The 25,628-nt window shown below is 67.7% G+C and carries 19 protein-coding genes; 12 read left to right on the top strand and 7 right to left on the bottom strand.

Features of this window, described 5'->3' with window-relative positions; all coding sequences use genetic code 11:
• Window positions 1-456: 456 nt before the first annotated feature.
• Entirely contained in the window at window positions 457-1,077 is a 621-nt protein-coding gene (locus tag BLQ70_RS23685; protein ID WP_162766204.1) for a TetR/AcrR family transcriptional regulator, read from the bottom strand.
• Between the two features lie 201 nt (window positions 1,078-1,278).
• Here BLQ70_RS23685 and BLQ70_RS23680 point away from each other — a divergent pair, with 201 nt between their 5' ends.
• From BLQ70_RS23680 to BLQ70_RS23625, 12 genes are all read left to right on the top strand, one after another.
• The gene (locus tag BLQ70_RS23680) at window positions 1,279-1,737 is read left to right on the top strand and encodes a (2Fe-2S)-binding protein (protein WP_091862283.1); all 459 of its coding nucleotides are present in this window, start codon (window positions 1,279-1,281) and stop codon (window positions 1,735-1,737) included.
• A gap of 3 nt (window positions 1,738-1,740) precedes the next feature.
• Window positions 1,741-3,921: a xanthine dehydrogenase family protein molybdopterin-binding subunit gene (locus BLQ70_RS23675; protein WP_091862245.1), complete on the top strand. Its 2,181-nt coding sequence runs from the start codon at window positions 1,741-1,743 to the stop codon at window positions 3,919-3,921.
• A complete protein-coding gene (locus BLQ70_RS23670; protein ID WP_091862241.1) occupies window positions 3,921-4,550 on the top strand; it encodes an Isoquinoline 1-oxidoreductase subunit in 630 nt (209 codons plus the stop codon). The genes BLQ70_RS23675 and BLQ70_RS23670 overlap by 1 nt, the downstream gene beginning before the upstream one ends.
• 185 nt (window positions 4,551-4,735) lie before the next feature.
• Window positions 4,736-5,320: an ANTAR domain-containing response regulator gene (locus BLQ70_RS23665; RefSeq protein ID WP_091862238.1), complete on the top strand. Its 585-nt coding sequence runs from the start codon at window positions 4,736-4,738 to the stop codon at window positions 5,318-5,320.
• Between the two features lie 397 nt (window positions 5,321-5,717).
• Window positions 5,718-7,046, top strand: coding sequence for a CmpA/NrtA family ABC transporter substrate-binding protein (locus BLQ70_RS23660; RefSeq protein WP_091862235.1), 1,329 nt, complete (start codon window positions 5,718-5,720; stop codon window positions 7,044-7,046).
• Between the two features lie 4 nt (window positions 7,047-7,050).
• Window positions 7,051-8,262, top strand: coding sequence for an NAD(P)/FAD-dependent oxidoreductase (locus BLQ70_RS23655; protein ID WP_091862232.1), 1,212 nt, complete (start codon window positions 7,051-7,053; stop codon window positions 8,260-8,262).
• The gene (locus BLQ70_RS23650) at window positions 8,262-10,949 is read left to right on the top strand and encodes a nitrate reductase (RefSeq protein WP_091862229.1); all 2,688 of its coding nucleotides are present in this window, start codon (window positions 8,262-8,264) and stop codon (window positions 10,947-10,949) included. The genes BLQ70_RS23655 and BLQ70_RS23650 overlap by 1 nt, the downstream gene beginning before the upstream one ends.
• Window positions 10,950-10,990: 41 nt before the next feature.
• Window positions 10,991-11,899: a nitrate ABC transporter permease gene (gene ntrB, locus BLQ70_RS23645; protein WP_091862226.1), complete on the top strand. Its 909-nt coding sequence runs from the start codon at window positions 10,991-10,993 to the stop codon at window positions 11,897-11,899.
• Between the two features lie 8 nt (window positions 11,900-11,907).
• The gene (locus BLQ70_RS23640) at window positions 11,908-12,702 is read left to right on the top strand and encodes an ABC transporter ATP-binding protein (RefSeq protein ID WP_091862224.1); all 795 of its coding nucleotides are present in this window, start codon (window positions 11,908-11,910) and stop codon (window positions 12,700-12,702) included.
• An 11-nt stretch (window positions 12,703-12,713) separates the two neighbouring features.
• Entirely contained in the window at window positions 12,714-14,510 is a 1,797-nt protein-coding gene (locus BLQ70_RS23635) for a NirA family protein (protein WP_091862281.1), read from the top strand.
• A complete protein-coding gene (locus BLQ70_RS23630; protein ID WP_091862221.1) occupies window positions 14,507-16,087 on the top strand; it encodes a sulfite reductase subunit alpha in 1,581 nt (526 codons plus the stop codon). The genes BLQ70_RS23635 and BLQ70_RS23630 overlap by 4 nt, the downstream gene beginning before the upstream one ends.
• Window positions 16,088-16,692: 605 nt before the next feature.
• Window positions 16,693-17,007 carry a hypothetical protein gene (locus BLQ70_RS23625; RefSeq protein ID WP_091862216.1) on the top strand — a complete coding sequence of 105 codons (315 nt, stop codon included), beginning with the start codon at window positions 16,693-16,695 and terminating at the stop codon, window positions 17,005-17,007.
• Between the two features lie 17 nt (window positions 17,008-17,024).
• Here the strand turns inward: BLQ70_RS23625 and BLQ70_RS23620 are convergent, their stop codons facing one another.
• From BLQ70_RS23620 to BLQ70_RS23595, 6 genes are read right to left on the bottom strand one after another with little or no spacing between them, the layout of a single operon-like run.
• The gene (locus BLQ70_RS23620) at window positions 17,025-18,014 is read right to left on the bottom strand and encodes a nitroreductase family protein (RefSeq protein WP_244512137.1); all 990 of its coding nucleotides are present in this window, start codon (window positions 18,012-18,014) and stop codon (window positions 17,025-17,027) included.
• 3 nt (window positions 18,015-18,017) lie between these two features.
• Entirely contained in the window at window positions 18,018-19,133 is a 1,116-nt protein-coding gene (locus BLQ70_RS23615) for a GNAT family N-acetyltransferase (RefSeq protein WP_091862214.1), read from the bottom strand.
• On the bottom strand, window positions 19,130-20,350 hold the full coding sequence (locus tag BLQ70_RS23610) for a hypothetical protein (protein ID WP_091862211.1): 1,221 nt from the start codon (window positions 20,348-20,350) through the stop codon (window positions 19,130-19,132). The genes BLQ70_RS23615 and BLQ70_RS23610 overlap by 4 nt, the downstream gene beginning before the upstream one ends.
• Window positions 20,347-21,228, bottom strand: coding sequence for a ThiF family adenylyltransferase (locus BLQ70_RS23605; RefSeq protein ID WP_091862208.1), 882 nt, complete (start codon window positions 21,226-21,228; stop codon window positions 20,347-20,349). The genes BLQ70_RS23610 and BLQ70_RS23605 overlap by 4 nt, the downstream gene beginning before the upstream one ends.
• On the bottom strand, window positions 21,225-22,187 hold the full coding sequence (locus BLQ70_RS23600) for a hypothetical protein (RefSeq protein ID WP_091862205.1): 963 nt from the start codon (window positions 22,185-22,187) through the stop codon (window positions 21,225-21,227). The genes BLQ70_RS23605 and BLQ70_RS23600 overlap by 4 nt, the downstream gene beginning before the upstream one ends.
• Window positions 22,187-25,600, bottom strand: coding sequence for an acyl-[ACP]--phospholipid O-acyltransferase (locus BLQ70_RS23595; RefSeq protein WP_091862275.1), 3,414 nt, complete (start codon window positions 25,598-25,600; stop codon window positions 22,187-22,189). The genes BLQ70_RS23600 and BLQ70_RS23595 overlap by 1 nt, the downstream gene beginning before the upstream one ends.
• Window positions 25,601-25,628: the final 28 nt, after the last annotated feature.

The raw sequence follows: 25,628 nt of genomic DNA, 5'->3' as shown, positions 1-25,628 counted from the left end.
GGCTGCGCTATCCAGACCGGCTGAGCCGACCGCGTTGGCGCCGAGGCCAACCGCACACTAACATTCAACCTGGACCTCTCGGCGGGGGCGGATCATGCCCGTGAGGCCTCAGGGGGGAACTTCATATACCTTAACGATGGAGTTGGCGCGCCCCGGACACGAGTTGATCTCGCGCGCATTTGAAAACTGGAACTTGCTGAAGGAAACGCGTTAGACAGCGAGGCTTGCCATTCTGCCGATTGCAAAGCGGCCTTATCCTGAATGGCGCGCCATTAGGCTGGAGGTCCACCCCTTCCGGCCCGTCATCGCCGACCCCGCGCCGGCGGATTCGGCTGACGCGCTGAACGTCGATGACGGCCGCCCTGTTCTCGCCGCACGGCGCGGCCCAGATTTCCTTACCGTTCCTGGTGAAAGACGGCGGGACCTGCGGACCAGGCCCCCCGTGACCATTCACACCTATGGTGCAAGGGCTGCAGCGAAGACCGACGCGATCGCCTCGAGCCTGCGTGCATAGTCCTCGGCGCCCGGTGCGGTGCCGAGCTTCGCTCCTGCAGCGGCAAAGAGCAGGCTGGCAACCCAATCCTCGGCGCTGGCCGAGAGACGCGACAAGGCAATCTCTCCGCGTTGTTCGGCCTGCAAGAGCAGGTCGCGGGCGAATGTCGTGAAGATCCGTTCGAAAGCCTGCAATTGGCGCGTCGCGATGGTGTTCATCACCGCCTTCAGCTCGACGAGATGCTCGCCGGTGCCGAAACTGGCATAGGCCTGCCCGTGATGGGCCTGGAGCAGTGCAGCGAGCCGCTCCGGAAACGGCCCCTGCGCTGCGACCACCTCACGGCAACGTGCTTCGACGCGGCGACCGAGCAGGTCCAGCATGGCCCGGAAGACGTCGTCCTTGCCCTTGAAATGCAGGTAGAGCGTCGCCTTGGCGAGCCCGGCCTCCCTAGCGATATCGTCCATCGAGCTGCGCTTGTAGCCATAGCGGGCAAACAGCCGCAGCGCCGCATCGGCGATCTGGTCGACGCGGGCATGGGCATCGTCGACGGGGAGCGGGCTGGAACTTTCGCTTTTGTTCGGCATTGCGGCGTCAGTAGTCTTGACAAAATCCAAACTGCGCGCGACCATCCTCATTAGACTCAAATCGTCTAAATAGTCCAGTCGCGCGACCCAGGGCTACGGATCCATCGCCCGCCATCTGGTATGTCAGATCGGGCCATCGAGGGCGAGCCCTCGATCCGCACCATGGTGCCGCGCTGCGTCTTGCCAGCATCGGAGGCAACCATGGTCTCTCTCAAGGTCAACGGGACGGCGCATACCGTCGATGTCGACGACGACACGCCCCTGCTCTGGGTCATCCGCGACAATCTCGGCCTGACCGGTACCAAGTTCGGCTGCGGCGTCGCCCAATGCGGCGCCTGCACCGTCTTCATCGACGGCCAGCCCCTGCGCTCCTGCGTGACGCCTGTCTCGTCGGTTGGCGCCAGCGAGATCACCACGATCGAGGGCCTCGCCGGCAAGGAGGCGGATGCCGTCCAGGCCGCCTGGACCGCGCGCGACGTGCCGCAATGCGGCTATTGCCAGTCCGGCCAGGTGATGAGCGCCATCGCCCTGCTCAAGGAAAACAGGAAGCCGAGCGACCGGGATATCGACCTCGCGATGAACGGCAATATCTGCCGCTGCGCCACTTATGTCCGCATCCGCGCCGCGATCCATGACGCGGCCCGCGCGCTGGAGATCTGAGCCATGACCGCGCATGACCCCAAGCTTTCCCGCCGCTCGCTGCTGGCCGGCGCCGGTGCCCTCGTCATCGGTTTCCATCTGCCGCGCGGCGCCAAGGCCCAGTCCGGCGCCGGCGCGGCCTATCGACCGGGCGGCAACGCCACCTTCGCGCCGAACGCCTTCATCCGCGTCGCGCCCGATTCCACCGTGACCGTGCTGATCAAGCATATCGAAATGGGGCAAGGCCCGTTCACCGGCCTCGCCACGCTCGCGGCCGAAGAGATGGACGCGGCCTGGAGCCAGATGCGCGCCGAGCATGCGCCTGCCGACGTCAAGCTCTATGCCAATCTCGCCTTCGGCGTGCAGGGCACCGGCGGCTCGACCGCCATCGCCAATAGCTGGGAGCAGATGCGCAAGGCGGGCGCCGCGGCGCGCATGATGCTGGTGCAGGCCGCCGCCGATAGCTGGAAGGTCCCGACCGGCGAGATCAAGGTAGAGGAGGGCGTGATCAGCCACGCCTCCGGCCGCAAGGGATCGTTCGGCGAATTCGCTGAAGCCGCCGCCAAGCTGTCGGTCCCCGAGAACCCGCCCCTGAAGCCGGCCTCGGCCTATAAGTTCATCGGCAAGGAAGGCGCGGTGAAGCGCCTCGACAGCGCCGACAAGGCGCGCGGCAAGGCGCAGTTCACCATCGACATCCACGCGCCCGGCATGCTGACGGTCGTCGTCGCCCGCTCGCCGCGCTTCGGCGGCAAGGTCGCGAGCTTCGATGCGGCGGAAGCGCTGAAGGTCAAGGGCGTCGTCGATGTGAAGTCGATCGGCTACGGCGTCGCGGTCTATGCCAACGGCATGTGGCCGGCGCTGAAGGGGCGCGAGGCGCTGAAGGTGACCTGGGACGACAGCCAGGCGGAAAAGCGCGGCAGCTCCGAGCTCATCGCCGAATATCGCAGGCTCACCCGCCAGCCCGGCACGGTCGCCGGCAGCCATGGCGATGCCGAGGCGGCACTCGCCAAGGCCGAGCGCGTCATCGAGGCGGAGTTCGTCTTCCCCTATCTGGCGCATGCGCCGATGGAGCCGCTCGACGGCTATCTGGAATGGGACGGTGAGAAGGCTCACGCCCGCTTCGGCAGCCAGTTCCAGACCACCGAGCACCAGACCATCGCCGGCGTCCTCGGCCTGCCGCCCGAGAAGGTGACGCTCGAGACCATGCTCGCCGGCGGCAGCTTCGGCCGGCGCGCGCAGGTCAGCCAGCATCTGGCGGCCGAGCTCGCCACGGTCGCCAAGACGATCGGCCCGAACCGCCCGGTCAAGGTGGTCTGGACCCGCGAGGATGATCTCACCGGCGGCTATTACCGCCCGCTCTTCGTCCATCGCTTCCGGGGCGCGGTGAAGGACGGCAAGATCGCGGCATGGTCGAGCACGCTCGTCGGCCAATCCTTCTTCCTCGGCACGCCCTTCGAGGCGATGGTGGTGAAGAACGGCATCGACGCGACCTCGGTCGAGGGCGCCAACGAGATCTTCTACGAAGTTCCGGACTTCCGCTGCGAGGTGCATAATCCCAAGGTCGGCGTGCCGACGCTCTGGTGGCGCTCGGTCGGCCACACCCATACCGGCTATGCCGTCGAGTGCTTCGTCGACGAATTGCTCCAGGCGGCCGGGCAGGATGCGGTCCAGGGCCGGCTTGCCTTGATGGGCGACAGGCACCCACGCGCAGCCGGGGTGCTCAAGGCCGTCGCCGAGCTCGCAGGCTGGAAGGGGCCGGGACCGGTCGACGGCCGTGCCCGCGGTGTCGCCGTGGTCGAGAGCTTCGGTTCCTTCGTCGCCCAGATCGCGGAGGTCTCGATGGGGCCGGAGGGCGAGCCGAAGGTGCACAAGGTCTGGTGCGCGGTCGATTGCGGCGTCGCCGTCAATCCCGACATCATCCGGGCGCAGGTCGAGGGCGGCATCGGCTTCGGCCTCGGCCACGCCCTCTACGGCCAGATCACGCTTGACGGCGGCCGGCCGGTCCAGACCAATTTCCACGAATATCGCTCGTTGCGCATCCACGAGATGCCGGAGGTCGAGGTGACGATCATCGCCTCGACCGAAAAGCCGAGCGGCATCGGCGAACCCGGCGTGCCCCCGATCGGCCCCGCCGTCGCCAATGCGCTCGCCGCGCTCGGCCATGGCCGGCCGCGACAGCTGCCGATGCAGGGGGGCTCCGTGTGATGAGCCGCAACCTGATCCTCGCCGCAGGCGCGGCGCTCGCGGTCTGCCTCGGTGGCAGCGCCCTGACCTTGGCGCAGAATGCCGGGCAGGCCCAATCCGGCGGCGCGGCCTTGCGCCCGGCGTCGAGCTTCGCCTCGATCGCCAATCAGCACGACCGCTCGGTCGCACTGTTCAACGAGATGGGCAAGGTGCTCACCCATCCGCGCTGCATGAACTGCCACCCCGCGACGGAGCGGCCGCGCCAGGGCGATCTGCGCAAGCTGCACGAGCCCGTCGTCGTGCGTGGCAAGGACGGGCACGGCGCGACCGGCCTGCCATGTGCAACCTGTCACGGCAAACAGAACTTCGACCCGGCAGGCGTTCCGGGCGATGGGCACTGGGCGCTCGCTCCGGCCTCGATGGCCTGGGAAGGCAAGACGATCGGCCAGATCTGCGAGCAGTTGAAGGACCAGAACCGCAACGGCAGCCGCGACGCCGCGGCGCTGATCAAGCACGTCACCACCGACACCCTCGTGCTCTGGGGCTGGAAACCCGGCAAGGGTCGCACGCCCGCTCCCGGCACGGCGGCCGAATTCGGCGCGTTGATGCAGGCCTGGGCCGATAGCGGCGCAGCCTGTCCGGCACCGTAGCGGGCACAACGCAGCCCGCCCCCTGCAGACGCAACCTGGCCGGCGCCGCCCGGCCAGGGGCGCGTACGACCCTTCAACGCGACCGTCCACGCGACGGCCGTTTCGTCCTGCGGACAGGCAAACTTGGATGGCACGATTCCTGATTGAGTGATCCCTGATCATTCAACCGGGATCATCGGCAAGGCATGGTGCCCAATCTGCGTATCCTTATCGTCGGCGCGAGCCAGGTCAGGGCTGCCATCATCACGGAAGGCCTGCGCGAAGCGGGCTACCAGCAACTTGTCCACCTCACCGCAACCACGGGACTCGTTGCCGCCATCGAAGCACATGATCCCGACGTCGTGGTGGTCGACCTCGCGAACCCCGGCCGCGACGCCTTGGCCGACATGCTCCTGGTCAGCCGCCATGCCCGCCGCCCGATCACCCTGTTCGTGGACCAATCCGACGCGGCCTCGATCGAAGCGGCGGTCGAAGCCGGTGTTTCCGCCTATATCGTCGACGGGCTGAAGAAGGAGCGGATGCGACCGATCCTGCAGATCTGCATCAGCCGCTTCAATGCTGTCCGAAAGCTGCGCGAGGAGCTCGACGAAGCCCGCTCGCAGCTCGAGGATCGCAAGACGGTCGACCGGGCCAAGAGCATCGTCATGCGGCTGAAGAGCCTCTCCGAGGACGACGCCTATGCCTTGATGCGCCGCACTGCGATGAACGAGAAGCGCAAGCTCGTCGACATCGCCCGCTCCCTGATCACCGCCGCGGAGATGTTAAAATGACGGTGCTGCACCTGCGGGTCGGCTCCACGCCGCCGATCGACGCCGCGAAGCCCCCCTCCTCCCGCTCGATTTGAAGGCATTTTCGTCTCTGGCGAATTGTTGCCCATGAATTAGGCAGCCGCGCCGGAATTGTGCACCGCAACAATGCGCGCCTGCCCCGGCCCGTGGGCGTCCCGAACGCGCAATCTCCCGCAACTCAAGCCCGGCTCCGCCGGCGAAGCGGTTGGCACGATCCTTGTAGAATATGTTGCGACGCGGCCAAAGCTGCCCGCGCCATCCCGATCCGGAAGACACAGCAACGTCGCTGTCGAATGCGCCTGCCAGGCGTTTTCGCGCGGCGTTTTCGCGCTCGGGGTGGCTTCAGGCGGGCAGCCATTCAGCAATCGGGAGGCGATCCATGACGCATAGCTCCACGACCGACATCCGGACGGTCGCTGCCCGGCAGACGAGCGCAAGCCGCCGCGACTTCCTGCACCTGTCCGGCACGGCCGCGCTGCTTGCCGCGGCGAAGGCGGCCCTGCCCTCCGGCGCCTTCGCGCAGGCGACAGGCCCCGAGGTCAAGGGCACGCGGCTCGGCTACATCGCCCTGACCGACGCCGCGCCGCTGATCATCGCGAAGGAGAAAGGCCTCTTCGCGAAGCACGGCCTGCCCGACATGGAGATCGCCAAGCAGGCCTCCTGGGGCGCGACGCGCGACAACATGGCGCTCGGCTTCAAGGCGAACGGCATCGATGGCGGCCACATCCTGCGCCCGAAGACGCATCTCTATGCGACCGGCAAGGTCATGCAGAACGGCCAGCCGCTGCCGATGTACACGCTGCTCAACCTCAACGAGGACGGGCAGGCGATCTCGGTCTCCAACGAATACAAGGACCTGAACGTCCAGAAGGACGCCTCGCCGCTGAAGCAGGCCTTCGAGCGGAAGAAGGCTGCCGGCAAGGAACTGACCGCCGCGATGACCTTCCCGGGCGGCACCCACGATCTCTGGATCCGTTACTGGCTCGCTGCCGGGGGCATCGACCCCGATACCGAGATCAAGGTCATCGTCGTGCCGCCGCCGCAGATGGTGGCGAACATGAAGGTCGGCACCATGGACTGCTTCTGCGTCGGCGAGCCGTGGAACGAACAGCTCGTCAACCAGAACATCGGCTACACCGCGCTGACCACCGGCGAGCTCTGGTTCAAACATCCCGAGAAGATCCTCGGCATGCGCGCCGATTTCGTCGACGCCAACCCGAAGGCGACGCAGGCCATCCTGATGGCGGTGATGGAAGCCCAGCAATGGGCCGACAAGATGGAGAACCGCCAGGAACTCGCCGAGATCGTCGGCAAGCGGCAATGGTTCAACGTCCCCACCGGCGACATCAACAAGCGGCTGCTCGGCGACATCAACTACGGCAATGGCCGTGAGGCGAAGGGCACCAATCTCTACATGAAGTTCTGGGGCGAAGGCGGCGCGACCTCCTATCCCTGGAAGAGCCTCGACACCTGGTTCGTCACCGAGAACATCCGCTGGGGCAAGTTCGACCCGACGATCGACATCAAGGCGCTGGTCGACAAGACCAATCGCGCCGATCTCTGGCGCGAGGCCGCGAAGACGCTCGGCGTCGCCGGTGCCCCGACCGCCGATTCCCGCGGCGTCGAGACCTTCTTCGACGGCATGAAGTTCGATCCCGCGGCGCCGCTGGACTATCTCAAGGCGCTGAAGATCAAGCGGGTGGCCTGACGCCATGGCCGAGCCGCTGATCATCGTCGGCAATGGCATGGCCGCGACACGGCTGGCCGATGAGCTCAGCCAGCGCGTGCTCGGGCGCTATTCCATCGCCGTGATCGGGGACGAGCCGCGCCTCGCCTATAACCGCGTCCTGCTCTCGCCCCTGCTGGCGGGCGAGATCGGCGGCAGCGAGATCGAACTCAAGCCGGCGGAGTGGTGGCGGGCGCGGGGCGTCTCGACATTCTACGGCCGCGCCGTCACCGCGATCGACCGCGCCGCCAAGACGGTGACGCTGAGCGACGGGCTCAGCCTGCCCTATGGCAAGCTCGTCCTCGCCACCGGCTCGCGGCCGCTGATGCCACCGGTGCCGGGCTTCGAATTGCCCGGCGTCGCCACGTTCCGCGACGTCGCCGATGCCGCGCGGTTTCGCGCGGTGGCGGCGGGCGCACATGTCGTGGTGATCGGTGGCGGGCTGCTCGGTCTGGAGGCGGCTTACGGACTCGCCAGGATCGGCGGCAAGGTCACGCTCCTGCATCTGGCCGACCGGCTGATGGAGCGCCAGCTCGACCGCGAGGGCGCGAGCCTGCTCGCCGCTGCGATCGCCGCGCGCGGCATCGACATCCGGCTGAATTGCACCGCCGAGCGCTTCGTCGGCGAGGGTCGGGTCGAGGCGGTGGAGTTGCCCGACGGCAGCGCGATCCCGGCCGATCTCGTCGTCGTCGCCATCGGCGTGCGCCCGCGCGTCGAGCTCGCAGTGGCGGCGGGGCTCGACGTCAATCGCGGCATCGACGTCGATGACGGGCTTGCCAGCAGCGATCCTGCGATCTTCGCCATCGGCGAATGCGCCGAGCACCGTGGCCAGACCTACGGCCTGGTCGAGCCGGCCTATGAGCAGGCGCGGGTACTGGCGGCACGGCTCGCCGACCGGAGGGAGCGCTATACCGGCTCGCTGCTCTCCACCAATCTCAAGGTCTCCGGCGTCGGTGTCTTCTCGGCCGGCGAATTCGATGCCGGCGAGGGCACCGAGACGGTCGTGCTGCGCGATCCCGCCGCCGGCATCTACCGCAAGTTCGTGCTGCGCGAAGGCCGGCTCGCCGGCTGCGTGCTGGTCGGCGATACGCAGGGTGCGCTGTTCTATCTCGGGCTGATCCGCTCGGGACAGGACATCAGCGCGATCCGCACCGACCTGCCTTTCGGCGAAAGCTATTGCGTCAGGGAAGCCGCCTGATGCGCCATGACGCTCCCCTCGCCCCGGCCGCGACGCGCACCACCTGCCCCTATTGCGGGGTCGGCTGCGGCGTTCTGGCGACGCCGGACGGGCTGGGCGGGGCGACCATCGCAGGCGATGGAGAGCATCCGACCAATCGGGGACGGCTCTGTTCCAAGGGCTCCGCGCTCGGCGAGACGCTGGGGCTCGGCCACCGCGTGCTGCACCCGCTGAAGCGCAACGCGGCGGGCGGCTATGACCGCGTGAGCTGGGATGCCGCACTCGATGCGGTGGCGAACGGCTTTCGCGCGATCATCGACCGCGACGGGCCGCAGGCAGCCGCCTTCTATCTCTCGGGCCAGCTCCTGACCGAGGATTACTACATCGCCAACAAGCTGATGAAGGGCTTCATCGGCTCGCCCCATGTCGACACCAATTCGCGGCTTTGCATGTCCTCGACGGTCGCGGCGCAGCGCCGGGTCTTCGGCTCGGACACGGTGCCCGGCGCCTATGAGGATTTCGACAGCGCCGATCTGATCGTCCTCGTCGGTTCGAACACGGCCTGGTGCCATCCGATCCTGTTCCGGCGGATGCAGGACAACCGGCGCGAGCGCGGCGCGCGCCTCGTCGTGCTGGATCCGCGTGTCACCGCGACGGCGGAAGATGCCGATATGGTGATGGCCTTGAAGCCCGGCTCCGATGCCGCGCTCTTCGCCGGGCTGCTCGTCCATCTCACCGATCGCGGCCTCGTCGACCGCAGCTATGTCGTGCGCCATGTCGCGGGTTTCGACGAAACGCTCGCTAATGCGCGCGAGATCGCCCCCGACGTCACCTCCGTTTCCGACGCTACGGGCCTGCCGGCAGAGCAGATCGCGGCCTTCTACGAGCTCTGGGCCAGCACGCCGCATGTCGTCACGGCCTGGAGCCAGGGCGTCAACCAGTCGGCGCAGGGCACGGACAAGGTCGCCGCGATCCTGAACTGCCACCTTGCCACCGGCCGGATCGGACGACCCGGCAGCGGGCCCTTCTCCCTCACCGGCCAGCCCAATGCCATGGGCGGGCGCGAGGTCGGCGGGCTCGCCAACATGCTCGCCGCCCATATGGGCTACGCGCCGGACGAGATCGACCGCATCCGGCGCTTCTGGCAGGCGCCCAACATCGCCCGCCGCGAGGGGTTGAAAGCCGTCCAGATGCTGGACGCGGTCGCGGATGGTCGCATTCGCGCCCTATGGGTGATGGCGACCAACCCGGCCGTCTCTCTCCCGAATGCCGACAAGGTCAGCGCCGCGCTCGCCGGGCTGGACCTCTTCATCGTCTCAGAGAACGTACTCTCGAACGACACCCTGGAGGCCAGACCCCATTACATCCTGCCGGCGGCGGCCTGGGGCGAGAAGGATGGCACCGTCACCAATTCCGAGCGGCGGATCTCACGCCAGCGCGCCTTCCTGCCGCTGCCGGGCGAAGCGAAGCCGGACTGGTGGATCATCGGCGAGGTCGCGAAGCGTCTCGGTTTCAGCGAGGCTTTCGCCTATGCCGGCCCGCACGAGATCTATGCCGAACACGCGGCGCTCTCCGCCTTCGAGAACGACGGCACGCGCGATTTCGACATCGGCGCCCATGCCGGTCTCGACCGGGCCGGCTATGACGGGCTTCGGCCCGTGCAATGGCCTGCGCCGTCACGGCAGCCCGGCGGCACCGACCGCCTCTTCGGAGACGGTGGCTTTTTCGGCCCCGAACGACGCGCGCAGATGCGCCCGCTCGCCGCACCGAAGCTCGCCGCGCAGACGAGCGAAGACTTCCCGCTGCTGCTCAACACCGGCCGTGTCCGTGACCACTGGCACAGCATGACCAGGACCGGCTTCAGTCCACGGCTCAGCGCCCATATCGCCGAACCTTCGGTCTCCGTGAATCCCGCCGACATCGCGCGCTTTGGGTTGGCGGAAGGCGGCTTCGCCCGCCTCGCCAGTATCCACGGCACCGCGATCCTGAGGGTCGTGGCCGATGGCGGCGTGGCCGAGGGAGCGGCGTTCGCGCCGATCCACTGGTCGGGGGAGACGGCGTCCGACGCGCGCATCGGCGCCCTGACGCAGCCGCTTTGCGACCCCTTCTCCGGCCAGCCCGAAATGAAGGCGACACCGGTTTCGGTCGCGGCGGTCTCCTATCGCTTCGAAGGCTTCGTCCTGGCGCGCAAGCCCTTTGCCCTGCCGGCGGAGAGCTGGTGGGCACGGCTTGCCGTGCAGGGCGGCGAGGGCAGGCTTTTCGCCACCAACCTGTCCATCGATGCAATCGCGACCCTGATGCGCGAGCGTTTCGGCACGGACGAACTGACCGAGCTGATCGACCGCGACGGCGGCAGCTATCGCTGTGCCGTGCTCCGGGATGGCCGGCTCCTGGCCGCTTTCTTTCTCGCTCCTGCCGGCCGCGCCCCGCTCTGGGACACGGTCAAGGCCATCTTCGCCGACCCAACGGCAGCCGTGGAGAGCCGGCTTGCGCTGCTTGCCGGACGCGATCCCGGCGGCACCGATCCCGGCCCGACCGTCTGCGCCTGCTTCGGCGTCGGCCTGAACGCGATCCGCGCCGCCTTCGAAGCCGGTGCCGCGACGGCCGAAGAGATCGGCCTTCAGCTCAAGGCGGGGACCAATTGCGGCTCCTGCCTTCCCGAAATCCGTCGCATCCGCTCGCAGGCCGGCGCAAGCGAGGCGGCATGACGCATGCAACGGAAAAGCGCGATCAGAGGAGAGACTGGAACATGGGTCTGCCTGTCTTGAAAGGCGCGGCTGCCGGCGCAACGGTCGTCACGCTGCCGGGAAAACCGTCCGCGGTCCTGCCCCTGCCGGCCGGACCCGCGAAGTCCTTCGCGGCCAGGCTGGCTCCCCTTGCGAAAGGCGCGCTTGCCAACCTGCTGCCGCCATTGATCACGGTCGCGCTGATCCTGCTGTTCTGGCAGCTCGCCGCCTCCGGCCCGCAATCCTCGCTTCCGACGCCGAGCAAGATCTGGGAGGAGGCGAAGGACCTGATCGTCGAGCCGTTCTACTGGGCGGGCTCGCAGGATATCGGGCTGGGCTGGCGCATCCTCGTCTCGCTGCAGCGCGTCGCCATCGGCTTCAGCCTGGCCGCCGTCGTCGGCGTGCTGCTCGGAGCGCTCGTCGGCCAGTCGGTCTGGGCGACGCGCGGGCTCGACCCGGTCTTCCAGGTGCTGCGCACCGTGCCGCCGCTCGCCTGGCTGCCGCTCTCGCTCGCCGCCTTCCGCGACAGCCAGCCCTCGGCGATCTTCGTGATCTTCATCACCGCGATCTGGCCGGTGATCATCAACACGGCGGTTGGCATCCGCAACATCCCGCAGGATTACCGCAACGTCGCGCAGGTGCTGCGGCTGAACCAGATCGAGTTCTTCTTCAAGATCATGGTGCCATCGGCCGCGCCCTACATCTTCACGGGCTTGAGGATCGGCGTCGGCCTGTCATGGCTTGCCATCGTCGCTGCGGAGATGCTGACCGGCGGTGTCGGCATCGGCTTCTTCATCTGGGATGCGTGGAACTCGTCCCGCCTCTCCGACATCATCGTGGCGCTGGTCTATATCGGCGTGGTCGGCTTCCTGCTCGACCGCCTCGTTGCCCTCGTCGGCCATGTCGTCACCCGCGGCACCGCGACCAACTGAGGGCTTGAGTGATGAGCTATCTCAAGATCGACCATGTCGACAAACGCTTCCAGCGCGGCGCCGCCAGCACCGAAGTGCTCAAGGATGTCAGCCTCGTCATCGACAAGGGCGAGTTCGTCTCGATCATCGGTCATTCCGGCTGCGGAAAGTCGACCCTGCTCAACATCGTCGCGGGTCTCACGCCCGCGACGACCGGCGGCATCCTGCTCGAGGGCAAGGAGGTCAACGCGCCGGGGCCGGACCGCGCCGTGGTCTTCCAGAACCACTCGCTGCTGCCCTGGCTCACCGTCTACGACAATGTCGCGCTCGCCGTGAACAAGGTCTTTGGCCGGACCAGGAGCAGGGCCGAGCGGCATGACTGGATCATGCACAATCTCGACCTCGTCCAGATGGCCCATGCCAGGGACAAGCGCCCGGGCGAGATTTCCGGCGGCATGAAGCAGCGCGTCGGCATCGCGCGTGGTCTCGCCATGGAGCCGAAGATCCTGCTGCTCGACGAGCCTTTCGGCGCGCTCGACGCACTGACCCGCGCCCATCTGCAGGACTCGGTGATGCAGATCCATGCGGCGCTCGGCAACACCATGATCATGATCACCCATGACGTCGACGAGGCTGTGCTGCTCTCCGACCGGATCGTGATGATGACCAACGGCCCTTCCGCCCGCATCGGCGAGGTTCTGGACGTGCATCTCACCCGCCCGCGCCAGCGGCTCGAGCTGGTCTCGGACCGGACCTACATCGCCGCGCGCGAGGCAGTGCTGAAATTCCTCTACGAGCGCCATCGCTTCGTCGAGGCAGCGTGACGGCGACGGCCATGAGCGACGATTTCACACCCGACCAGAAGCGCTACCTCGAAGGCTTCGTCAGCGGCATGCAATCGGCCCGCACGGCGCGGGGCCTGAGCCCGCTCGGCGGTGCCTCAGGCAGCGCTTCGGCCGCGCCAGGCGGTCCCGACAGGGAGCATGCCGAAGCACAGGCCAGAACGATTGCCGCCGGCGGCAAGCTCGTCGATCAGGAGAAATGGAAGGCTGCCGAGCACCCTTTCGACGCTTATGCCCGGTTCAAGGAGCAGGCCGGAGCCGGCACCTATCCCAAGCCCGAGGACAATTTCCGCTGGCGTTATCACGGCCTGTTCTACGTGGCGCCGGCGCAGAACAGCTATATGTGCCGGCTGCGCATCCCCAACGGCATCCTCACGGCCTGGCAGTTCGCCGGCGTCGCCGATCTCGCGGAGCACTTCGGCGGCGGCTACAGCCATGTCACCACCCGCGCCAATCTCCAGATCCGCGAGATCGCCGCCGAGAATGCACCGCTTCTGCTGGAAGGGCTCGCCGATCTCGGCCTCACCGCCAAGGGCTCGGGCGCCGACAATATCCGCAACGTCACGGGATCGGCGACCGCCGGTATCGACCCGCTCGAACTGCTCGACACGCGCCCGCATGCCCGCGCCTGGCACCATCACATCCTGAACGACCGCTCGCTCTACGGGCTGCCGCGCAAGTTCAACGTCGCCTTCGACGGCGCCGGCTCGGTCGCGACGCTGGAGGACACCAACGATATCGGCTTCCAGGCCATCGAGGTCATGGAGGGGGCGGCGTTCGAGGAGCAGCCGGTCGCGCCCGGCATCTGGTATCGCCTCGCGCTCGGCGGCATCAGCGGCCACAAGGACCTTGCGCGCGACACCGGCGTCATCGTCGCCCCATCCGATGCAATTGCGATCGCCGATGCGATCATCCGCGTCTTCATCGCCAACGGCGATCGCACCGACCGCAACAAGTCCCGCCTCAAATACGTGCTCGATGCCTGGGGCTTCGACGCATTTCTCGCCGCTGTCGAGGAGAAGCTCGGCCGCCGGCTGATCCGGCTCGATGGCGCCTTCGTCAAGCCACGCCCTTCTTATGACCGCCTCGCCCATATCGGCGTCCACGCGCAGACCCAGGCCGGCCTGAACTGGATCGGCGTGGCGCTGCCGGTCGGCAAGCTCACAGTCCAGCAGATGCGCGTCATCGCCTCGATCGCGCAAGGATGTGGTGATGGCGATATCCGCCTCACCGTCTGGCAGAACCTGCTGATCTCCGGCCTGCCCGATGCGAAGATCGAGGACGTGCTCGCCCATCTGCAGGCCATCGGCCTCTCCGCCGAGACCTCGGTTCTGCGCGCCGGGCTGATCGCCTGCACCGGCGCGACCGGCTGCAAGTTCGCCGGCGCCCATACCAAGGAGGATGCGCTCGCCATCGCCGCTCATTGCGACCCGCGCATCACGCTCGACACGGCCGTCAATATCCACCTGACCGGCTGCCACAACTCCTGCGCCCAGCACTATATCGGCGATCTCGGGCTGATCGGCGTCAAGGTTCCGGTCAATGACGAGGGCGACACCGTGCCCGGCTACCATGTCTTCGTCGGCGGCGGCTTCGGCGTCGAGGGTGGGATGGGCCGGGAGTTCCGGACCAATGTGAAGGCACAGGATGCGCCAGCCCTGGTCGAGGCGATCCTGCGGAGCTGGCAGGCACATCGCGCCGCACCCGACGAAAGCTTCGTCGCCTTCGCCCGCCGCCACGAGATCGCGGCACTGCAAGCCATGGTCGAGCAGATCGGGGATGCGGCATGACCGTCCAGAGCCCGAGCCCGATCGTCCAGGTCCTGCCGGAAACCGCACCCTTCAGCGACGAGCAGCGCTCCTGGCTGAACGGCTTCTTCGCCGGGCTGCTGTCGCTCGACAATGCCGGCGTGACCGCGCTGTCACCGGCCGAGAATGCTGCCGTCCTGGCCGAGGCCGAGGATGGCGCGCCCTGGCACGATCCGTCGCTGGAGATGACCGAGCGCATCAAACTGGCCGAAGGCAGGCCGCTGCCACGCAAGCTCTACGCCGCCATGGCCCAGCAGGATTGCGGGCAATGCGGCTATGCCTGTGAAAGCTACTCCGCCGCCATCGCGTCAGGCGCCGAAAGCCGGCTCAATCTCTGTGCACCGGGTGGCAAGGAGACGCTTCGCCAGGTCAAGGCGCTGATGGAGGAGCCCGCCGCTGCCGCCGCGAGCGCTCCCATCGATCCTGCGCCGGCGGCAGAGCCCGGGCCGAAAGGGCGCTGCCGCGAGAACCCGGCACTCGCGACCTTCCTCTCGCGCCGCAAACTCAACGGCGAAGGCTCCGAGAAGGAGACCTGGCATGTCGAATTCGACCTCTCGGAATGCGGCCTCGATTACGTCGTCGGCGATGCCTTCGGCATCCTCGCGCAGAACGATGCCCGCCTGGCCGATGCCGTGATCGCCCTCCTGGGCGCGCGGCCGGATGCAGAGATCGGCGGCAAGCCCCTGCGCGAGAAGCTCATGGAGGATTGCGCGCTCGGTCCCGCGCCCGACGCCCTGTTCCAGCTCATCTCCTATGTCACCGGCGGGGAGACCCGGGCAAAGGCCAGGCGCCTCGCTGCCGGTGAGGATCCCGATGGCGATCTCGACCGGCTCGACGTGCTCGGAGCGCTGCACAAGTTTTCCCAGGCTCGGCTTTCGGCCGAGGCCTTCGTCGAGGCGCTCGATCCGCTCCAGCCGCGGCTCTATTCGATCTCCTCCTCGCATAACGCGACCCCCGGCCGGATCTCGCTGACGGTTGATGCGGTGCGTTACAAGGTCGGCTCGCGTCCGCGCTGGGGCGTGGCCTCGACCTTCCTCGCCGAGCGCGTGCGCCCCGGTGACAAGGTGCCGATCTATGTCCAGCGCGCCCACGGCTTCGGCCTGCCGGCCGATCCGGCGACGCCGGTGATCATGTGCGGCCCGGGCACGGGCGTCGCACCCTTCCGCGCCTTCCTGCACGAACGGCAGGCGACCAGGGCGCCCGGCCGCAACTGGCTGTTCTTCGGCCACCAGCGCCGGGCCTGCGATTTCTTCTATGAAGATGAGCTGCAGGCGATGAAGGATGCGGGTTTCCTCTCCAACCTGACGCTCGCCTGGTCCCGCGATGGCGAGAAAATCTATGTTCAGGATCGCATGCGCGAGCGCGGCAGCGAACTCTGGTCATGGCTCGAGCAAGGCGCGCATTTCTACGTCTGTGGCGATGCCAAGCGGATGGCCCGGGATGTCGAGCGCGCGCTGGTCGACGTCGTCGTGACGCATGGCGGGCGCTCCGCCGAGGACGCGATCGCCTATGTCGCCGCGCTGCGGAAGGCCGGCCGCTATCAGGCTGATGTCTATTAGAGGTTCATGCTCTCAACGCCATCAAAGGGCCAGACTGGCGCCGCAGCGCCCTTCGATCCTGACCGTCGTCCGGTCGGATGCGGTGGAAGATCGGCCGGAACGCTGGTAGAGTGCATCGATGCGGGAGAACCGGCACGGCACGATGCGCAATCTTATCGCTGCGATGGCGGCTCTGCTGGCCATGCCGCTCTCGCTGCCCGCCCATGCCCAGTTCGACGCGACGCCCGGCAATGCCCCCTTGTATCCGGGCGGGCCGCGGCAAGGCCTGGGGCCGCCGTCGATCACCGACCATGTCCCGGATATCCGATTGCATTCGAGCCAGGGCGGTATTCCCGGCGCCGGGCCAGCCATCGGCTCCGGCGCCAATGCTCTGCGCCCGTACGAACCGTCCCCAACCAGGCTCTATCGCAGGGCCGACCGGACGAGCGGGCTCGGGCGTCATTGCCAAACGGCATCGCGCCAATGCACGCTCAGACGACCAGCCACTCTGGGCGACGATTGCTCATGCCGCACGCCCCGGAATGGACGCAGGCAGGGCCACGTCGTCCGGTAGCTGCTTCCTGCAAAGCCGCGCCTCCGCTCCGCGGCGCGATGAATACGAGATCATGCAAGCTTTATCGGCCAAACAGGAACTGCGTCGTGCTTTCCGGCATATCGAGCAGGAATTGCCGACCCGGATGGCGGCAGCCCTGAGATGGCTGCGCCATCCGCGCTCGCGGCTGGTCCGCATTCCCGCCGGCATCGCCCTCATCGCCGGTGGCGTATTCTCGTTCCTGCCGTTGCTGGGGCTGTGGATGCTGCCGCTCGGCCTGCTCCTGCTCGCAGCCGACGTGCCGTTTCTGCAGCGGCCGATGGCGCGCTTCGCGCTCGGGTGCGTCCGTGCGCTCAACCGCTTCCGGGCCTGGCGCAAGCGGGATTGAGCGTTTCCGACCCGCCGTCAGACGATCAGCTCCGCGACAGGCAACCGCGCGCGATGCGAAGCGGCGTCTGGCGGCACCCGACCCAGCCGGAAGACGTTGACGAGCCTGCGCCCGGCCGGCAACGGATGGCGCGCCAGAAGGGCGGCATTGCTGACCGGCCAGTCGGCAAGCACCGAGATCGGACAGGCGCCGAGCCCCTGCGCTTCCATCGAGAGCCAAGCCCGGTAGAAGGCACGGCCCGTCTCCAGCGGGTCCTCGCCCAGCGGCCGGTGAAACAGCGCGATCGCGCCCGATGCCGTCTTGGAACGCTCCCGCGTCAGCGGTTCGGCAAGACCGAGGCGTTTCAGCAGCGGGAACAAGGGCCCGAGCACGAGGGATGCTCCCATCGCCTCGACGCTGCCCAGCGCCATCGCCTCCGCATTGAGGCCGTCGCGGCCATAGCGCGAATCGTGGCGTGACAACCGCATCCAGGCGAGCAGCTCACGCCGATGCGCATCTTCGCACAGGAAATGGAAGCCGACGCGGTCCGCCAGCTCCGCGATCTCCACCACGGCAGAGCCCGACGGGACGACGAGGAGGTCGGGCGCGGCAGCAAGCCTTTGAAGGGCTTCCTGGAGTTCGCCTGCGGCCGGCAGAAAGCGACCACGCCAGGAGCGTCGGCCTGCGACAGCTGAAGCGAGCGAGTCCACCGCCCCGCCGGGGCCAAGCGTCAGACGGGCGATCACGCGCAGCCCCGAGACCTCATCCGAGCCATCGCCCAGCTCCATGCGCGCGATCCGGAGGCCATGCCCGCCACAGGCCAACGACAATCCTTCGATCGCCGCGCCATGCGAAAGCCGGACATCGTGGCCGGTCGGGTCCGCTGCCGGCAGGCGCCTCTCACCATCCTCCAGTACGAGCACCGTGTCGGCCGCGAGCAGGCGCCAGCGCGTCGGCTGGATGTTGTGGACGCTCGGCGCCAGGCTCGCCTCGGCGATCAACGTCCGGAAGAGATCGCTATCGAGCATCGCTCAATCTCGCAGAGGCTTGGCGAAGAGATGCAGCCGATGCAGCGGTTTGGCACCGGCCTTCTCGGCCTGGCGCAAGCTCGGTCCGTTGACGTCGGCGATCCAGGTGCCGCCGAGCTCCGTATAGCCGGCCTCCTTGAGAGCGCTCACGACCTTGAACAGCATCGCCCCGTTGAGGCCGCGATTGTGAAAGGCGCGATTGACCGACTGGTAGACGATCACCGCGCGCCGGTTGGTCCAGCGATGCCGCAGGAAGCGGAACGGGAAGCTCAGGCCCATCCGCCCGCCAACAGCCTTCACCAGCGGGTTGAGATCGGGGATTGCGATGATCGCGCCGACCGGCTCCCCCTTGTGATGAACCACGGTCGAGATGCGCTTGTCGATGACCCACATCATGTCGCCGGCCTGGAAGCGATATTCCTCGGCCGTGGGCGGCACGAACATCGGATTGGCGTCGAAGCCGTCATTGAGGATGAGCCGGGAGTCCTCAAGCCTCTCGGCGAAATGGCGGCGGTCAATCGGCATCCAGCGATAATCGGGATCGGCGAGGATCTCCTGCTGCTTCGGGCCGAGCAAACTGCGCGGATCGATATCGGCGAGATCGATCCGGAAGGTCGTCATCGGGAAGGTCGGGGCATAACCGTTCGCTTCGAGCAGGCGCGCGATATACGGCGGGCTCCAGAGCATGTCGGTGAAGGGCGCGTTGTCGAAGCCGCCGGTGACGACACCGGCTTGCTGCATCGCGGTCAGATTGAAGTTGCCGACGAGTTCGGCCATGCCGCGCTCGCGCGCCCAATTCTCCGCCGAGCCGAGTAGGGCCGCAGCAATCTCGGGATCATCAGCGCAGTCGAAATAGCCGAACTGCGCGCGCAGAGTGCCGTGCCTGGTGTTGGAGGCGTCATGGATCGCCGCGACGATGCGGCCGAGGGGTCGGCCATCGTGCAGCGCGGTGAACAGCTCGAAACGGCCATGGCCCTGCGTCACCAGCGGATTCCGGGCCGGATCGAGCATGCGGTCGAAATCGGACCACATCGGCGGAACGTAGCGGCTGTCGGGCGGATAGACATCGGCGGTGACGGCGAAGGCCGCCTTGCGGTCGTTGCTGCGGATCTCGATCATGCGGCTGCCTCGCTCGGTGCGGTTGCCAGCAAGCGGCGCACCAAGGCCAGTGCCGTCTCGGTCGCCGGATCGGCAGAGACCACCGGCACGGTCACCAGCAGCAGGTCGAGCGGCGCTTCGCCCAGCACGAGCAGATGGCTCCCGGCATGGGAGGCCATCAGCGCCGCCAATCGCTCGGCAGCCGGATCGGTCGCCGGCCAGGGCCAGCCGCGCCCGGAGGCGTGCAGCACGCCGATGCCATGCAAGGCCGGCCGCAGGATGGCGGGGTCGTAATCGGCGAGCCCGGCTTCATCGAGCCGGCGCGCGCTGCCGAACAACGGATGTGTCGCGAGCTGGGCGATCAAGGCTTCCCGCGTCTGCGCTCGCGACCGGGCAAGGGAATCGAGGATTCCGGGCGCTTCCGCATCGAACGCGCTCGACAGCGCATCGACGGCCAGCGCAATGGCGAGCACCCCGGCGAGCGCGACGGCGCAGAGTCTTGCAACATGGGCGAAGCCGGCATCGGGGGTCACCAGCGCCGCCGCGAAACCCAGAAGCAGCGCGGCCACGACGCGCAGGCTGAGCATCGCGAAGCGCTGCCGCCGGGCCGGTGCCGCCCCGCCGGTCACCAGCAGGATCGAGACCAGAAGCAAGGCGCCGACGCCGCCGAGCCTCACCGGCAGACCCGGCAGCAACTCGCGAAAATCGCTGAGCGCGAAGGGCAGGATCAGGAAGGCGCAAAGCGCAAGTCGCCAGACGCTGGTGTTCTCGGACACGGTCAGCGAGGCCTGATCCCGCCGGAACAGCAGGAGCCCGCAGAAGGCAATCGTCAGGAGCTGGAAGCCCGCCAGCGCCAGATCATAGGCCCGGCCCGGCTCGTCGAAGCCGAGGAGACCGGCGAGAACCAGCAGGAGCGATCCGGCAAGCACCGCGATCTTGCCGGGACGCGGGGCATGCCGGCGCAGCATGCCCTCGGTGACGATCAAGGCTCCGAGCGGGAACAGCGCGGCACAGGCCAGCGCCAGCCGGCTGAGCAACACGCTGCCGCTCCACCAGCCGAGCGCGCGCAGCAGGAAAAGCGCCGCGACCAGCCCCATCGCGACGAGGAAGCGCCGCGTCAGAGCGCCACGCGGATCGCGGCGACGCAAGCTCATCATCGCGACGGCAAGCCCGAGCGCGCCACAGAGATCGACGATCGAATCCGCCACCAAGGCCGGATTGGCGAAGCCGCCGGTCATGGCCCGGAGACCATCTTGGCGAGCGCCCGCGCCACGAAGGGTTTCAGCAGCGCCGCAATCGGAGCCGGCCAGGGCCGCTCCACCGCCGGCCGATAGGGGTTGAAGAACCAGCCGCGGCAATCGGTTCCGGTGCGCCGGTCCAGCGTGAGCGCGATCGCCTCATAGGCCATCATCATGCCCGTCGTGATCACCATCGGCGCGAAGGACATGCGGCTGCGCCGGCCAGCCGCGACCTCGCCGGCAATGGCCAGATCGACATGATGGCGCGAGCGCGAATGCAGCATGACATGCGTGACCTCGCAGAGCATGGCCGCGCGCCTGTCATCCTCTGACAGGTTGCGCCAGTCCTTGCCGATGGTCGGGAATCCCAGTCTCTCCTCAGGCCGCGGGTCGTCGGGGCGGACCGCGATCACCGAGGGCAAGGGCGCCATATAGGCGTCGATCACAGTCGCTCCGGCCACCTTCGCCGTGCGGTAGAGGTGCAGGCCGGCTGCGATGTCGTCCATGCCGTTGACAATCACCGGACAGCGACGGGCGATCTCCGGCAGGCGCTCGACCCATTCGGCGCCGAGCACCTCGATCTCGATCTCCGGGTTGATCGCGCGCGCGGCCTCGGCCGCCGCGTCCGCCTTCGGCCGGCCGATCGTACCGGCATGGGCGAAGACCTGCCGGTTTAGGTTCGATATCTCGAAGACGTCGATATCGGCGATGACGAAGCGGCCGACCCCAGCTCGGACCAGAGCCATGAAGGCCGCCCCGCCCATGCCGCCGACGCCGCAGACGAAGATCGTCGCCTGCCGCAGACGCGCTTGCTCGGCCTCCGAGACGAAACCGATATTGCGGGTGGCGAAGAGCTCGTAGCTGAAGCCGGGGATCATGGTTTCGTCCTTGCCATGCGCGGACGCAGCGTACCGAAACGGCGGCTATCGTCGAGCCAATGCCCCAGCGGCAGCAGGAGGCGCTGTACCAGCAGGAAGGCCGAAGCGCCGAGCAGTCCCGGCAGCGATGAACGTGGCACCTGGCCGAGCAGGTAGCTCCGCGCCGCGGCTAAATCCATGCGGCCGAGCTGGAGCACGTCGTCGCCGCGGCCGTAATCGAGCTTCTCGCGGCAGAATGCGTTGTAGCGCTCCTCGCGGTGATGTGTCGCCTGTTCGAAGCTCTTCTTCAGGTCGTCCGAGCCGCCGGTATAGGCATCGGTGATGATCGAGTGGCTCTCGTCGAAGCCGGCTTCGGGGCCAACGCCGAAGACATGGCGGTGATCGCGCATGATCTGCCGCGCGAGCGAGAGATGCGCAAAGCTCTGGCGGCTGCCCGGATCGGGCGAGGGATAGACCTCCGAAAAGGTCTCGCAGACCATGCCGACGACGCTCGGCACCTGCGTGACGTTGGAGATCCAGCGCGGTCGCAAACCTCCGCGCACGAACAGCACCAGCACGGTCAGGCCGTAGAGCACCCAGGACAGACCGCGCCCGCGTACCTCGGGATCGACCATGACGAGGCCGAGATGGGTGACCTGCTCGGGCTCGCCCGCGAGCGTGAGCGGCATCTGCGCCAGCGCATTGAAGGCGATCGGCCGGCCGGTCGCCGTCTCGCTGATCAGGGTGATGATGCTCTGGCTCAGGCGCTCGCGCTCGCCGGAGAAGACGCCATAGGTCAACGCGCCCTGCGCCAGCGTCCGGCCCGCGACCGTGCGCAACTGCTCGACCAGCGCGGCGAGCTCCGCATCATCCAGCACCAGGCCCGGCCGCTCGATGATGCGGGTCTGCTGGCCCGGCGCCGTCGTCAGCGTCAGGTCCAGCGTCGGCCGGGTCAGCGCCTTCAGCCAGAAGCCGAGCATCAGACCTCCACCGGCAGAGGCGCGGGCGACGCGGCCCGCTCCTTGACCAGCCTGGCGATGCCGGCGAAATCGAGCTTGCCGGAGCCGAGCACCGGCACGGCTGGCACCACCACGACCTCGGCCGGGATCATCAGGTCCGCAGCACCCCTGCCCTTCGCGAAGGTCTGGAAGGCGGCGCGGGTTGCATCCTTCTGCTGCGTCACCAGCACCAGCCGCTCGCCCTTGCGGGCATCGGGCAGGCTGGCGACGCCGGACAGCACGCCCGGCCAGCATTCGGCGGCGAGCGCCTCGACCGCGGCGAGCGAGACCATCTCACCCGCAATCTTGGCGAAGCGCTTGGCCCGGCCCTTGATGGTGACGAAGCCGTCCTTGTCGATCACGACGATGTCGCCGGTATCGTGCCAGCCTTCGGGCGGCGGCTCCAGCACACCGGGGTTCTCCGATTTGAGATAGCCCAGCATGATGTTGGGGCCGCGGACATGCAGGCGACCGCCCTCCTCGACGCCCGGCATCGGCTCGAGCCTGGCTTCCATGCCCGGCATGATCCGGCCGACCGTGCCGAAGCGGTTGAACATCGGCGTGTTCAGCGCCAGCACCGGCGCGGTCTCGGTCACGCCATAGCCCTCGAGGATGCGCAGACCGAATTTCTCGGCATAGGTCCGCCGCGTCGTGTCCTTCACCGGCTCGGCGCCGGCCACGATGTAGCGCAGCGAGCGCAGATCGTAGGGGTGCGCGGCACGGGCATAGCCGGTGAGGAAGGTGTCGGTGCCGAACAGGATCGTGGCGTTCGAGCCGTAGACCAGCTCCGGCACCATCCGGTAATGCAGCGGCGAGGGATAGAGATAGACCGGCACGCCCGAGACCAGCGGCAGGATGAGCCCCGCCGTCAGGCCGAAGGAGTGGAAGACCGGCAGCACGTTGAAGACCTTGTCGCGCCGGCCGAAATCGATGCGCGCCGCAGCCTGCGCCGCATTGGCCAGCATGTTGGCATGGCTGAGCACGACGCCTTTGGGGGCGCCTTCCGAGCCCGAGGTGAACAGGATCGCGGCGCGGTCCGAGCCTTTCGCCTGTTCGATCGCATGGCCATGGCGCCAGAGCGCTTTGAGCTTGTCGCCGGTCGAGACGGTGGCGCGGACGTCTTCCAAGTAGACGACCTTAACATCCGCCGAGAGCGCCTCGATCAGCGGGCCCATCCGGCCCTTCTCGACGAAGGCGCGCGAGGTGACGATGGTCTTCACCTGCGCCGCCTTGCAGGCGGATGCGATGTTGCCGGCGCCGGCCGTGAAATTGATCATTGCCGGCACGCGCGCCGCCGACATCAGGCCGAGCAGCGTCACGGCCGCGCCATTGGCGTTGGGCAGCATCACGCCGATCGCCTCGCCCTTTCCGGCGAGCGGCATCAGCTTGCGGCCGAGCACCTCGGCGCCGATCAGGAGGCGCTTGTAGGTCAGCGTGCCCGTGATCGGGTCCTCGACCGCGACACGGCCCTTGCCGTTGAGCTTGGCGGCTTCGGCAACAGCCTCGAAGACGCTGCGGTCTATATCGGTGGTCTTGAAGATCAGGTCCGACATGATCTGGTAGAGCGCGGCGCCCGCAGCCTGGCGGCGCGGCTTGCCCTTGAGCTCGTCGGGCACGGTCAGCGAGACCGGGTCCAGCACCGTGACGCGCACCTTCGGGAACCAGCGGCGGCGGACCTGCTCGCGGGTCAGGCGCGAGAAGATCGTCGCTTCCAGCCCCTCGATGCGGACCGGCACGATCGGAGCGCCGGATTTCTCGGCGATCATGCCGACGCCGTCATAGACCTTCATCAGGCTGCCGGTGACGGTGAGGCGCCCTTCCGGGAAGATCACCAGGCTTTCGCCGTTCTTGACCGCGTTGATCAGCGAGCGCGTCGCCAGCGGGCGTGACGGATCGAGCGGCATCGCCCGTGTCAGCTTCAGGAAGGGTTTTACCCACCAGCGCTGGGCGATGCCATGGTCGATGGCGAAGACCGGCTCCTTGTCGAGGATCGAGAGCGCGAGCGCGGCATCGAGGAAGGAGACATGGTTCAGCGCGATGATGGCGTTGTCGCCGGCCTTGGCAATGTTCTCGCGGCCGGTGACTTCGACGCGGTAGAAGGCGCGGAACAGGATCGAGAGGAAATCGCTGAGCGGATTGGTCGGTAGCGTCCGGAAAATCCAGACCGAGGCCGCGATGGTCAGGGCGCCGATCAGCAGGAAGAGATGGCTGAGCGTCAGGCCTGCCGCCTGCAGCAGGGCAACGAACGCCGCGCCGGCGACCATGAAGGCGGCCGAGAGCACGTTGACGGCGGCGACGATGCGGGCGCGTTTCTCGGCCGGCGCCCAGGCCTGGGTCGCGGCGAAGGACGGCACGATGAAGATGCCGCCGGCGATGGCGAGACCGGCAAGGTCGATGCCGACGCGCCAGGCGGGAGAACCGCCGAAGAAGACGCCGATATCCTGCGCCGGCTGATGCGCGATGATGCCGGACACGGCCCAGCCGAGATCGAGCGCGAACAGGCCCATGACGATGCCGGCGACCGGCACGGGCAGGAGCACGATGCGCCCGCTCGCCAGGAAGGAGCCGATGCCGGAACCGACGGCGATCGCAATCGCGAAGGTCGCGAGATAGGCGGAGACGACCATCTCGGTGCCGCCCATGCCGTTCTTCACCAGCGCCGGCAGCAGCGCCATCACGACGGCGCCGATCAGCCAGAAGAGCGAGACCATGACGCCCGTGCGCCAGAGCCGCGCATCAGCCCAGAGGTCTTTCAGGAGGTCGCGGGTCGAGCGCAGGATGTTGCGGTCGATCACGAGATCGGGCGCGGCGGGGCCGGTCTTCGGGATAAACAAAGTCGCGACCCAGCAGGCCAGCGCGAAGACCATGATGAGCAGGCTGAGCTGGGCGGCATCGCCTCCCTCGCGCGCCGTCAGGCCGCCGGCGATGGTGCCGAGCAGGATGGCGATGAAGGTCGCGCCTTCGATCAGCGCGTTGCCGGCCGGCAGTTCCTCGCGCTTCAGGTGATCCGGCAGGATGCCGTATTTGATCGGCCCGAACAGGGCGGCGATGACGCCGAACAGGAAGAGCGCGACGAAGAGCATCGGCACGGAATGCAGCGTGAAGCCGAGCGCCGCGACGCCGGCCGCGCCGATCTCGGCCAGCTTCAGGCGCTGCGCCATCATCGCCTTGTCGAAGCGGTCGGCCATCTGACCGCCGATGCCGGAGAGCAGGAAGAAAGGCAGGATGAAGAGCCCGCCCGCCAGCGTCACCAGCGCCTCGCCATGCGAACCGGCGAGCCGGTAGAGGATGATGAAGACCAGCGCGTTCTTGAGGAAATTGTCGTTGAAGGCGGAAAAGAACTGCGCCCAGAACAGCGGCGCGAAGCGCCTTTTCAGCATCAGGGTGTCGAACATCATGCACTCGCGCGGTTCGAGAAAGGTT

This window comes from Allobosea robiniae (assembly GCF_900102525.1).
GTDB classification, from domain to species: Bacteria; Pseudomonadota; Alphaproteobacteria; order Rhizobiales; family Beijerinckiaceae; genus Allobosea; species Allobosea robiniae.
This window is presented reverse-complemented; position numbering and strand designations above follow the sequence as displayed.

Excerpts from the sequence above, each read along its gene's own strand:
- BLQ70_RS23685 (WP_162766204.1), bottom strand. The coding sequence starts at position 1,077 with ATGCCGAACAAAAGCGAAAGTTCCAGCCCGCTCCCCGTCGACGATGCC.
- BLQ70_RS23680 (WP_091862283.1), top strand. The coding sequence starts at position 1,279 with ATGGTCTCTCTCAAGGTCAACGGGACGGCGCATACCGTCGATGTCGAC.
- BLQ70_RS23675 (WP_091862245.1), top strand. The coding sequence starts at position 1,741 with ATGACCGCGCATGACCCCAAGCTTTCCCGCCGCTCGCTGCTGGCCGGC.
- BLQ70_RS23670 (WP_091862241.1), top strand. The coding sequence starts at position 3,921 with ATGAGCCGCAACCTGATCCTCGCCGCAGGCGCGGCGCTCGCGGTCTGC.
- BLQ70_RS23665 (WP_091862238.1), top strand. The coding sequence starts at position 4,736 with ATGGTGCCCAATCTGCGTATCCTTATCGTCGGCGCGAGCCAGGTCAGG.
- BLQ70_RS23660 (WP_091862235.1), top strand. The coding sequence starts at position 5,718 with ATGACGCATAGCTCCACGACCGACATCCGGACGGTCGCTGCCCGGCAG.
- BLQ70_RS23655 (WP_091862232.1), top strand. The coding sequence starts at position 7,051 with ATGGCCGAGCCGCTGATCATCGTCGGCAATGGCATGGCCGCGACACGG.
- BLQ70_RS23650 (WP_091862229.1), top strand. The coding sequence starts at position 8,262 with ATGCGCCATGACGCTCCCCTCGCCCCGGCCGCGACGCGCACCACCTGC.
- ntrB (WP_091862226.1), top strand. The coding sequence starts at position 10,991 with ATGGGTCTGCCTGTCTTGAAAGGCGCGGCTGCCGGCGCAACGGTCGTC.
- BLQ70_RS23635 (WP_091862281.1), top strand. The coding sequence starts at position 12,714 with ATGAGCGACGATTTCACACCCGACCAGAAGCGCTACCTCGAAGGCTTC.
- BLQ70_RS23630 (WP_091862221.1), top strand. The coding sequence starts at position 14,507 with ATGACCGTCCAGAGCCCGAGCCCGATCGTCCAGGTCCTGCCGGAAACC.
- BLQ70_RS23625 (WP_091862216.1), top strand. The coding sequence starts at position 16,693 with ATGCAAGCTTTATCGGCCAAACAGGAACTGCGTCGTGCTTTCCGGCAT.
- BLQ70_RS23620 (WP_244512137.1), bottom strand. The coding sequence starts at position 18,014 with ATGCTCGATAGCGATCTCTTCCGGACGTTGATCGCCGAGGCGAGCCTG.
- BLQ70_RS23615 (WP_091862214.1), bottom strand. The coding sequence starts at position 19,133 with ATGATCGAGATCCGCAGCAACGACCGCAAGGCGGCCTTCGCCGTCACC.
- BLQ70_RS23610 (WP_091862211.1), bottom strand. The coding sequence starts at position 20,350 with ATGACCGGCGGCTTCGCCAATCCGGCCTTGGTGGCGGATTCGATCGTC.
- BLQ70_RS23605 (WP_091862208.1), bottom strand. The coding sequence starts at position 21,228 with ATGATCCCCGGCTTCAGCTACGAGCTCTTCGCCACCCGCAATATCGGT.
- BLQ70_RS23600 (WP_091862205.1), bottom strand. The coding sequence starts at position 22,187 with ATGCTCGGCTTCTGGCTGAAGGCGCTGACCCGGCCGACGCTGGACCTG.
- BLQ70_RS23595 (WP_091862275.1), bottom strand. The coding sequence starts at position 25,600 with ATGTTCGACACCCTGATGCTGAAAAGGCGCTTCGCGCCGCTGTTCTGG.